Origin of the sequence: Cereibacter johrii, assembly GCF_001720585.1 — a bacterium.
Taxonomy (GTDB): Bacteria; Pseudomonadota; Alphaproteobacteria; order Rhodobacterales; family Rhodobacteraceae; genus Cereibacter_A; species Cereibacter_A johrii.
In genome coordinates, this window is the sequence record NZ_MABH01000174.1 from 1 (window position 1) to 10617 (window position 10617).

Annotated in this window: 6 protein-coding genes; 3 read left to right on the forward strand and 3 right to left on the reverse strand. The window is 70.1% G+C overall.

The features are described 5' to 3' along the window. Positions 1-37: 37 nt before the first annotated feature. Both A9O63_RS16400 and xdhA read right to left on the reverse strand, forming a co-directional pair. On the reverse strand, positions 38-2515 hold the full coding sequence (locus tag A9O63_RS16400) for a xanthine dehydrogenase molybdopterin binding subunit (protein WP_069332899.1): 2478 nt from the start codon (positions 2513-2515) through the stop codon (positions 38-40). After that, positions 2512-3972 (reverse strand): xanthine dehydrogenase small subunit, encoded by a 1461-nt coding sequence (xdhA, locus tag A9O63_RS16405; RefSeq protein WP_069332900.1) that lies wholly within the window; start codon positions 3970-3972, stop codon positions 2512-2514. Before xdhA ends, A9O63_RS16400 begins: the two co-directional genes overlap by 4 nt. A gap of 182 nt (positions 3973-4154) precedes the next feature. Between xdhA and dnaE the strand changes: the two genes are divergently transcribed. Together dnaE and A9O63_RS16415 are read left to right on the forward strand one after the other, a co-directional pair. Further along, entirely contained in the window at positions 4155-8186 is a 4032-nt protein-coding gene (dnaE, locus tag A9O63_RS16410; protein WP_084296002.1) for a DNA polymerase III subunit alpha, read from the forward strand. A 12-nt stretch (positions 8187-8198) separates the two neighbouring features. Further along, entirely contained in the window at positions 8199-9008 is an 810-nt protein-coding gene (locus tag A9O63_RS16415) for an SDR family NAD(P)-dependent oxidoreductase (RefSeq protein ID WP_009561834.1), read from the forward strand. A 17-nt stretch (positions 9009-9025) separates the two neighbouring features. Here A9O63_RS16415 and A9O63_RS16420 read toward each other — a convergent pair whose 3' ends face one another. Further along, a complete protein-coding gene (locus tag A9O63_RS16420) occupies positions 9026-9439 on the reverse strand; it encodes a hypothetical protein (RefSeq protein WP_069332573.1) in 414 nt (137 codons plus the stop codon). A 116-nt stretch (positions 9440-9555) separates the two neighbouring features. On the opposite strand from A9O63_RS16420, the gene hemF reads away from it, so the two are divergent. Continuing rightward, positions 9556-10431: an oxygen-dependent coproporphyrinogen oxidase gene (gene hemF, locus A9O63_RS16425; protein WP_069332574.1), complete on the forward strand. Its 876-nt coding sequence runs from the start codon at positions 9556-9558 to the stop codon at positions 10429-10431. Positions 10432-10617 lie beyond the last annotated feature (186 nt).

The window sequence follows — 10617 nt, forward strand, 5'->3', positions numbered from 1 at the left end:
GGCCAGCGCGGCCCGCAGCCCCCCGAGGTCGAAGCCCTCAGCCACGCTGCCGCCTCACCGCGGCAAGGATCCGCTCGGGCGTCGCTGGCGCATCGAGCGCGGGATAGAGGGTGCCGTCGCCGCAGGCCGCCACCGCCTCCGAGAGCGCCATCAGCACCGAGATCCCGAGCATGAAGGGCGGCTCGCCCACCGCCTTCGACCGGCCCACGGTCTCCTCGGGGTTCGGCCGGTTCCAGAGCGCCACGTTGAAGATCCGCGGCCGGTCCGAGCAGGCGGGGATCTTGTAGGTCGAGGGCGCGTGGGTCCGCAGCCGCCCCTCGGCGTCCCAGACCAGTTCCTCGGTGGTGAGCCAGCCTGCGCCCTGCACATAGCCGCCCTCGATCTGCCCCAGATCGAGGGCCGGATTGAGGCTCGCGCCCGTGTCATGCAGGATGTCGGTGCGAAGGATCCGGTTCTCGCCGGTCAGGCTGTCGATCACCACCTCCGATACAGCAGCCCCGTAGGCGAAGTAGAAGAAGGGCCGCCCGCGCCCCTTCAGCCGGTCCCAGACGATCTTCGGCGTCCGGTAGTAGCCCGTGGCCGAGAGCGGCACGCGGGCCTGATAGGCCATGGCCGCCGCCTCGGCAAAGGAGAGGTCGGCGCCGCCCACCCGCACACGCCCCTCCTCGAACCGCACCTCCTCCGCCCGCGCCTGATGCCGCTCGGCCACCAGCTCCGCCAGCCGCCCGCGCAGCGTGACGCAGGCCGCGCGCACCGCCATCCCGTTCAGGTCCGACCCCGACGAGGCGGCGGTGGCCGAGGTGTTGGGCACCTTGCCCGTGTCGGTCGGTGTGATCTTCACCGCCTCGACCGGCAGCCCGAGTTCGGCCGCCGCCACCTGCGCCACCTTCTGGAACAGCCCCTGTCCCATCTCGGTCCCGCCATGGTTCAGATGCACCGAGCCGTCCTGATAGATATGGACGAGCGCGCCCGCCTGGTTCAGCCAGGTGAGCGTGAAGGAGATGCCGAACTTCACCGGCGTCAGCGCGATGCCGCGCTTCAGGATCGGGCTCTGCCGGTTCCATTCGGCGATCTCGGCGCGGCGGCGGGCATAATCCGCCCGCCGTGCGAGCTCCGCCACCAGCGCATCGCCGATGAAATCCTCGACCGGCATGTGATAGGGCGTGGTCTGCACCCCCGCGGGCGCCGGCGGGGGCAGATCGTGCTCCACCGCCTCCGCCCCGCGCGAGGTCAGATCCACCTCCTCCGCCCTGAGCCGTGCCCGCGCCTCCGTCTCCTCCTCCTTCATTCTGGCGGAAATATCCCGGGGGTCCGGGGGCAGCGCCCCCGGCCTTGCCGCCGGATCCGCGGCACTGCCGCCCCCGGCCTGCCCCATCGGCGCGTAGAAGTTCGCCTGCCGCACCGCCAGCGGATCGCGGCCCAGCGCATGGGCCACATGGTCCATCACCCGCTCGATCCCGATCATGCCCTGCGGGCCGCCGAAGCCGCGGAAGGCGGTGGCGCTCTGGGTATGGGTGCGCAGCCGGTGGCTCTCGATCCGCACCGCGGGCAGGTGATAGGCATTGTCGGCATGAAGCATCGCCCGGTCCGCCACCGGCAGCGACAGGTCCTGCGACCAGCCGCAGCGGAAGAGATGGCGGAACTCGACGCCCGCGAGCCGCCCCTCGGCATCGAAGCCCGCGCGATAGTCGATCCTGAGGTCGTGGCGCTTGCCGGTGATCACCATGTCGTCGTCGCGGTCGTAGCGCATCTTGCAGGGCCGCCCCGTCGCGCGGGCGGCCAGCGCGCAGGCGATGGCCAGAGCATTGCCCTGGCTCTCCTTGCCGCCGAAGCCGCCGCCCATGCGCCGCACCTCGACCCGCACCGCGCTCATGGGCAGCCCCAGCGCATGGGCCACCTTGTGCTGGATCTCGGTCGGATGCTGGGTGGAGGAATGGACATGCATGTCGCCCCCCTCCTGCGGCAGGGCGAGCGCCACCTGACCCTCGAGGTAGAAATGCTCCTGTCCCCCCACCTCCATCGTCCCCTCGATGCGGTGCGGGGCTGTGGCGATGGCCTCGGCCGTGCGGCCCTTCTCCCAGACGACGGGCTCCGTCTCGAAGCGGGCATTCGCGGCCAGCGCCTCCTCGACGGTCAGGATCGCGGGCAGGGGCCGGATCTCGGGACGCGCGCCGCGCGCCGCGCGCCGGGCGGCGCGGTGGCTCTCGGCCACGACGAGGAAGAGCGGCTGGCCCGCATACTGCACGCGGCCCACCGCCAGCAGCGGCTCGTCATGGGTCGAGGGCGAGCAGTCGGGCATCGGGTCGAGATCGCCGGGCCCGATCACCCGCACCACGCCCGGCATCCTGCGCACGGGTTCGAGATCGAGGGCCAGGATCTCGCCATGGGCCACGGGAGACAGGCCGAAGGCCAGATGCAGCGTGCCGCGCGGCGTGGGGATGTCGTCCACATAGCGCGCGGCGCCGGTGACATGGAGCGGGGCCGCATCATGCGGCAGGGCGCGACCGAGGCTCATGCCTCCACCTCCAGCACCGAGACGGGGCGGCCCTGAAGATCGTGGAAGGCGCGGACGAGGAGCGCCGCCGCGGCCTCGAGACGGTAGCCGGCCGAGGCGCGCATGTCGGAGAGCGGGGTGAAATCCTCGGCGAAGGCCGGGCGGGCGGCTTCGATCGTGGCGAGGGTCCAGGGGCGCCCCAGAAGCGCCGCTTCGACTGCCGTCGCGCGCTTCGGGATCCCGGCCATGCCGCCGAAGGCCAGGCGGGCCGCCGCCACACGGCCCTCCTCGACCGAGATGTTGAAACAGCCGCAGACCGCCGAAATGTCCTGATCGAACCGTTTCGAGAGCTTGTAGCAGCGCAGCCCCGGGGCCTCGGTGGGGATGGTGACCGCCTCGACGAACTCGCCCGGGCGCCGGTCCTGCTTGCGGTAATCGAGGAAGAAATCCTCGAGGGGCAGGTCGCGGCGGGTCTCGCCCCGGCGCAGGTGCAGCGTGGCGCCGAGCGCGATCAGCGCAGGCGGCGTGTCGCCGATGGGCGAGCCGTTGGCGATATTGCCGCCGAGGGTGGCCGCATTGCGGATCTGGACGCTGGCGAAGCGGCGCAGGAGTTCGGCAAGGCCGGGCAGGCGGGGGGCAAGCGCCGCGCGCAACTCGGCGATGGTGACCATGGCGCCGATACGGAGCCGGTCCGCCTCCTCCTCGATGCGGCGCAGCTCGGGGATACCGCCGAGAAAGAGGGGCATCGGCAGGTCTCGCAGATCCTTGGTGACCCAGAGGCCCACGTCGGTGGCGCCCGCGATCAGCGTGGCCTCGGGATGGGCCTCGTAGAGCCGCGCGAGCTCCTCGAGGCCGGTCGGGCGGCAGCCGGTGACGGGGGGGCTGTCTGCCCCCCCGGGCCCGCCCGCGGGGCGGGCGTTCGCGGCGGCCGCCCCTCCGGGGGAGGGGCTCTCGCCGCTCACGGTCCCCCCCGAGGATATTTGGGGCAGAGTGAAGGAGGGCAGCCAGTCCGGCGGGGGCGCCTCCTCGGCGGCACGGGCGGCGCGGACGATGGGGGCATAGCCCGTGCAGCGGCAGAGATTTCCTGCCAGCGTGTCGTCATGGTCGCGGCAGCCGTTGGCATGGGCTGCGGCCATCGACATGACGAAGCCCGGCGTGCAGAAGCCGCATTGCGAGCCGTGATGGTCGATCAGCGCCTGCTGCACCGGATGGAGGCGGCCGTCGGGCGCCGCGAGGCCCTCGACCGTGCGGACCTCCTTGCCCTGAAGCTGGGGCAGGAACAGGAGGCAGGCGTTCAGCGCACGGGGGCCGGTCTCGTCGGTCACCATCACCGTGCAGGCGCCGCAGTCGCCCTCGTTGCAGCCCTCCTTGGTGCCGGTCAGCCCGCGGTCCTCGCGCAGGAAGTCGAGCAGCGTCCGGGTGGGCTCGGCCGCGACGCTGAGGGGCGTTCCGTTCAGGATGAACGCGATCTCCGTCATGTGAAAACCTGCCGCCTTCTGTGGGTCCGGCTGCGCCGGTGCAGGCCCGCCCGATGCGGCGTAAAGCGGCCTGCGACAATTCGGACCCATCAAAGCCTGCCGGACCGCCCGATGGCAAGGGTCCTCTCGCCGGGGCGCGCGGCGTCTTTCCGCGGGAGGGCGGCTTCTGTAGGCTCCGTCCCATGTCGAACGCTCCCCGATTCATCCATCTGCGCGTCCATACCGAATATTCGCTCCTCGAAGGGGCGGTGCCGGTGAAGAAGCTGATCGGCCTCTGTGCGGCCGCCGCCATGCCCGCCGTGGCGGTGACGGACACCAATGCCATGTTCGCCGCGCTGGAATTCTCGGTGCTGGCCAGCGGCGCCGGGATCCAGCCCATCGTCGGCTGTCAGGTCTCGGTCGCCTACGAGACGGCGGCGCTGGGCGAGCGGCCCAAGCCGCCCGCGCCGGTGGTGCTTCTGGCCCAGACCGAGACGGGCTACGGCAACCTCATGAAGCTCTCCTCCTGCCTCTATCTCGGCAAGGAGGGGGCGCTGCCGCAGGTGAGGCTTTCCGAGCTCGAGCGGCATTCGGAGGGGCTGATCTGCCTGACCGGCGGGCCGGACGGGCCGGTGGGCCGGCATCTGCGGGAGGGGCAGCGGGCGAAGGCCGAGGCGCTGCTGGGCCGCCTCGCCGCGATCTATCCCGGGCGGCTCTATGTCGAGCTGCAGCGCCATCCGGGCGAGGGCGGGCGGCTGACCGAGGCCGAGCGCGCGACCGAGCCCGGCCATGTGGAGCTGGCCTATGCGATGGGCCTGCCGCTCGTCGCCACCAACGACGTCTATTTTCCGAAGCCCGAGATGTATGAGGCGCACGATGCGCTGATCTGCATCGCCGAGGGAGCCTATGTCGATCAGGTGGCCCCGCGGCGGCGGCTCACGCCGCAGCATTACTTCAAGTCCGAGGCCGAGATGGTCGCGCTGTTCGCCGACCTGCCCGAGGCGGTGGAGAACACCGTCGAGATCGCGCGCCGCTGCGCCTTCAAGGCCGCCAAGCGCCCGCCGATCCTGCCGCGCTTCGCCGATGACGAGGTGGAGGAGCTGCGGCGGCAGGCCAGGGAGGGCCTGGCCGCCCGCCTCGCCGTGATCCCCCATGCGGCGCCGGTCGAGGACTATGAGGCGCGCCTTGCCTTCGAGCTGGGCATCATCGAGCAGATGGGCTTTCCGGGCTACTTCCTGATCGTGGCCGACTTCATCAAGTGGGGGAAGGCCAACGGCATCCCGGTGGGTCCGGGACGGGGGTCGGGCGCGGGCTCGCTCGTGGCCTATGCGCTGACGATCACCGACCTCGATCCCTTGCGTTACCAGCTTCTCTTCGAGCGGTTTCTGAACCCCGAGCGGGTGTCGATGCCGGACTTCGACATCGACTTCTGCATGGACCGGCGCGAGGAGGTGATCCGCTACGTCCAGGAGAAATACGGCCGCGACAAGGTGGGGCAGATCATCACCTTCGGCGCGCTTCTCTCGAAGGCCGCCGTCCGCGACGTGGGGCGCGTGCTCCAGATGCCCTACGGGCAGGTGGACCGGCTGTCGAAGATGATCCCGGTCGAGGGGGTGAAGCCCGTCTCGATCCAGAAGGCGCTGGCCGACGAGCCGCGGCTGCGCGAGGCCGCGAAGACCGAGGAGGTGGTGAAGCGGCTTCTGGACTACGGGATGCAGATCGAGGGGCTTCTGCGCAACGCCTCGACCCATGCCGCGGGCGTGGTGATCGGCGACCGGCCGCTCGACGAGCTGGTGCCGCTCTATCAGGATCCGCGCTCGGACATGCCGGCCACCCAGTTCAACATGAAATGGGTGGAAGCCGCGGGCCTCGTGAAGTTCGACTTCCTCGGGCTGAAGACGCTGACGGTGATCCAGAACGCGATCGATCTGATCCGCGGCACGGGGCGGCCCCTGCACATGGCCGCGGACGGGCGGGTGCTCTACGATCCGCCGCCGGGGGCCGAGAACGACATCGGGCATATCCCGCTCGAGGACAAGGCCACCTACGAGCTCTATGCGCAGGCCAAGACCGTGGCGGTGTTCCAGGTCGAAAGCTCGGGCATGATGGATGCGCTGCGGCGCATGAAGCCCACCTGCATCGAGGATATCGTGGCACTGGTGGCGCTCTATCGGCCCGGGCCGATGGAGAACATCCCTGTCTATTGCGAGGTGAAGCACGGGCTGCGCGATCTCGAGAGCCTGCATCCGACCATCGACCCGATCCTGAAGGAAACGCAGGGCATCATCGTCTATCAGGAACAGGTGATGCAGATCGCGCAGGTCATGGCGGGCTATACGCTGGGCGGCGCCGACCTTCTGCGCCGCGCGATGGGCAAGAAGATCGCCGAGGAGATGGCCAAGGAGCGCCCGAAATTCATCGAGGGCGCGAAGAAGACCCACGGGATCGACACGAAGAAAGCGGGCGAAGTCTTCGACCTGCTGGAAAAATTCGCGAACTACGGCTTCAACAAGTCCCACGCCGCCGCCTATGCGGTCGTGAGCTACCAGACCGCCTGGCTGAAGGCGAACCATCCGGTCGAATTCATGGCCGCGGTGATGAACTGCGATATCCACCTGACCGACAAGCTCGCCGTCTACAAGCGCGAGGTGGACAAGCTCGGCATCCGCACGGTGGCGCCCTGCGTGAACGCCTCGCTCGCCACCTTCACGGTGCGCGACGGCGCGGTGGTCTATGCGCTGGGCGCGCTGAAGAACGTGGGCGTCGAGGCGATGCGGCTCATCGTCGAGGCGCGCGGCGACCGGCCTTTCGCCACGCTCTTCGACATGGCGCGGCGGGTGGAGCTGAAGCGGATCGGCAAGCGTCCGCTCGAGATGCTGGCGCGCGCCGGGGCCTTCGACGCGCTCGACCGCAACCGCGCGCGGGTGTTCGAGGCGCTGGATGCGCTGGTGGCCTATTCCGCCGCCATTCACGAAGCGCGAAATTCAAGCCAGGTGTCGCTGTTCGGCGAGGCGGGGGCGGACATCCCCGAGCCGCGGCTGCCGTCGCGCGACGACTGGCTGCCGGTCGAGCGGCTGGCGCAGGAGCATCAGGCGATCGGCTTCTATCTCTCGGGCCATCCGCTCGACGATTACATGGGGGCGCTGAAGCGGCGCAACGTCACCACCCTCGCCGCGCTGACCGATCTGGCGCAGCGAGGCCCGATGGTGGCCAAGCTCGCGGGCGCCGTCTCGTCGCGGCAGGAGAAGAAGTCGGCCAAGGGCAACCGCTTCGCCTTCGTCCAGCTGTCGGATCCGACGGGGCTTTACGAATGCACCGTCTTCTCCGATGTGCTCGAGCAGGCGCGCGACCTGCTGGAGCCGGGCGGCCATGTCGTGCTGACCGTCGAGGCCACGCTCGAGGGCGACAGCCTGAAGCTCCTCGCCCGCGGGGTCGCGCCCATCGATGCGGTGGCGGCCGATGCGGGCGCGATGAGCCTGCGCGTCCATCTCGACCGGGCCGAGGCCGCGGCCTCGGTCGAGCCGGGCGGGCCGATCGTGGTGGACGGGCAGAAGACCGACGGTGTCGAGTCGGTCTGGCGCGATCTGGCCGAGCGGCTGGCCGTCTCGGCCACCCTCTCCAAGGCGCACGGCAAGCTCTTCACCTTCGCCGCCGGTCCGGGGCTCGAGGACTGGGCCGCGCGGCCCACCGAGATCGCGGGCGGCTTCCGCACGCTGCCCGGCATCTTCTCGGCCGATGCGCCCGACCGCGGCTCGCAGCTTCTGGTCGAGGCGCTGCCTTCGGATCTCTCGGGCCGGGTCGTCGATCTGGGCGCGGGCTGGGGCTATCTGGCGCGCGCCGTGCTGAAGCGGCGGCCGGTGAAGCGCGTCGACCTCGTCGAGGCCGAACATGCGGCGCTCGACTGCGCACGGCTCAACATCCCGGATGAGCGTGCCCATTTCCACTGGGCCGACGCCACCCGCTTCCGTCTCTCGAAGCCCGCCGATCTGGTGGTCTGCAATCCGCCCTTCCACACGACGCGCGAAGCCGATCCCGCGATCGGGATGGGCTTCCTGCAGGCGGCTGCGCGGCTTCTCGCCCCCACGGGGGTGCTCTGGCTGGTGGCCAACCGCCATCTGCCCTATGACCGCGGCCTTCGCACGCTCTTCCGCGAGGTCGAGGACATCGGCGGCGATGCCGCCTTCAGGATCGTCCGCGCGTCCCGACCCCAGCGCGCGGGCGGCACATCTGCATAACGGGAGTTTCCCATGTCGCTCATCATTTCCGGCAAGACGGCCATCGTGACCGGGGCCGCCGCCGGCATCGGCCTCGCAGTGGCGCGGCATTTCGTCGACAAGGGCGCGAACGTGATGTTCGTGGACATGGACGAGGAACGGCTCGCCGACCAGATCGGCGAGGAGGCCCGGGCCGAAGGCTCGGTGCGCATGTTCGCGGGCGACCTGCGCGAGAAGCTGACGATCACCAACCTCCTTTCGGCCACGATGGATGCCTTCGACCGGGTCGATATCCTCGTGAATGCGAGCCGGCAGGTGGCGCTGTCCGATCCGCTCTGCCCGGAAGAGGATGCGGTCGAGACGCTTCTGCAGCAGAACATGCTGACCAGCCTGCGCCTCACCCAGCTCACGGCGAAGCGCATGATCGCGCGGGCCGAGAAGAGCGACGAGAAGCCCACGCAGGTGGGCTCGATCATCAACCTCTCCTCCATCGCCGCGATCCGCACCCAGCCCGAGCTTCTGGCCTATTCGATCAGCTGCGCCGCGGTCGAGCAGATGACGCGCTCGATGGCGGTGGCGCTGGCCTCGAAGGGCATCCGGGTGAATGCCGTCTCCTTCGGCTCGGTCATGAGCGCGAGCCTGCAGACCGCGCTGAAGGACAGCCCGGCGATGCGCGCCCAGATCACCGAGCGCACGCCGATGAAGCGCATCGCCTCGCCGGCCGAGATCGTCGAGACGGTGCAGTTCCTCGCCTCGGACGCGGCGGCCTTCATGACGGGGCAGGTGGTGACGCTCGACGGCGGGCGCAGCCTGATCGACCCGGCGCTGGCGCCGGTGCACTGAAGCGGCTGTCCGGCCGGTCACTTCGTCTCGGGATAGGTCGCCCTGCATTGCTGGACGGCCGGACCGGCCGTCCGGGCCAGTTCAACCCGCTTGCGTTTCAGCTGCTCCAGCGTCCGGGCTTCCGAGGCGAGGTCGATGGCCTTGGGCTGGCGCACCGTGTAGGGCACCTGATCGAAGCAGTGCCGGGCCGGGTAGACGACCCGCGTGCCGTCCGGACGGTAGCGCACGATCGGCGGGCCGCACTGCACCCATTCGGTGCGGTAGTCCGTCACCTCCTCGATCGCATAGCCGCGCGCGAGGTTCAGCTCTCCCTCCTGGATCAGCTCGTCCACCACCCGCAGGTCGCGCGTCACTTGCGAGATGCACTGTTCCTGCGGCGTGGCGCAGGCGGCGAGCAGGGGCAGCAGGAGGAGGGTCACGGCATGTCTCATGTCGTCGACCCTAACCCAATCTACTTGCGACGCCAGATGATTCTGGCGGAGCGCTGCTCTCTGGATCCGCCTCGGCGAAGCTGCTAGCCCTGAGGGCAAAGGTTCGGGAGGAATGCATGAATGACGCGATGGACGGACAGAAGGCGCGGGCGTCCGACTGGTTCCGCGAGCTGAGGAACCGCATCCTCGCGGCCTTCGAGGGGCTCGAGGATGCGGCCACGGGCGGCTCTCCCGCGGATGCCGCGCCCGGCCGGTTCGAGGTGACCGAGACGAGCCGCGAGGCGGGCGGCGGCGGGCTCATGAGCGTGATGCGCGGCGGGCGCGTGTTCGAGAAGGTGGGCGTGAATGTCTCGACCGTCCACGGCACGCTCGCGCCCCGGGCGCAGCAGGCGATGGCCGCGCGCGGCGTGCCGGGCATGGCCGAGGATCCGCGCTTCTGGGCCTCGGGCATCAGCCTCGTGGCGCATATGCAGAACCCGCATGCGCCCGCCGTCCACATGAACACCCGCATGTTCTGGACCCCGCACGCCTGGTGGTTCGGCGGCGGCTCGGACCTCAACCCCTGCCTCGACTATGCCGAGGATACCGAGCATTTCCACGCCACGCTGCGCCGGGCCTGCGAGGCGCACGGGGCGGACTACTATCCCCGCTTCAAGGCCTGGGCCGACGATTATTTCTTCATCCCCCACCGCGGCCGGGCCCGCGGCGTGGGCGGGATCTTCTTCGACGACCTGAACACCGGCGACTGGGAGGCCGATTTCGCCTTCACGCGGGCGGTGGGCGAGGCCTTCCTGCCGGCCTTCGTGCCCCTCGTCGAGCGGCGCATGGAGACGCCCTGGACCGAGGCCGACCGCGAGGCGCAGCTCATCCACCGCGGGCTCTATGCGGAATACAACCTCGTCTATGACCGGGGCACGAAATTCGGCCTCGAGACCGGCCACGACGCCAACGCCGTGCTGATGAGCCTCCCCCCGCTGGCGAAGTGGATCTGACGGAGCCACGGGGCCGGGCCGGATCGGCCCCGTGACGGGTCCGGGCCCGGTTCCGCCGCCCAAGGCCTGCGCCGGTATGCGGGCGCCCGGTGCCTGCTCAGCCCCTGCCGCGAAGGGACGGCCGGAGCGCGCCCCCGCGGGTCTTTACGGCCGTCAGATAGAGGCGGACCCCGTTGAAGATCTGCT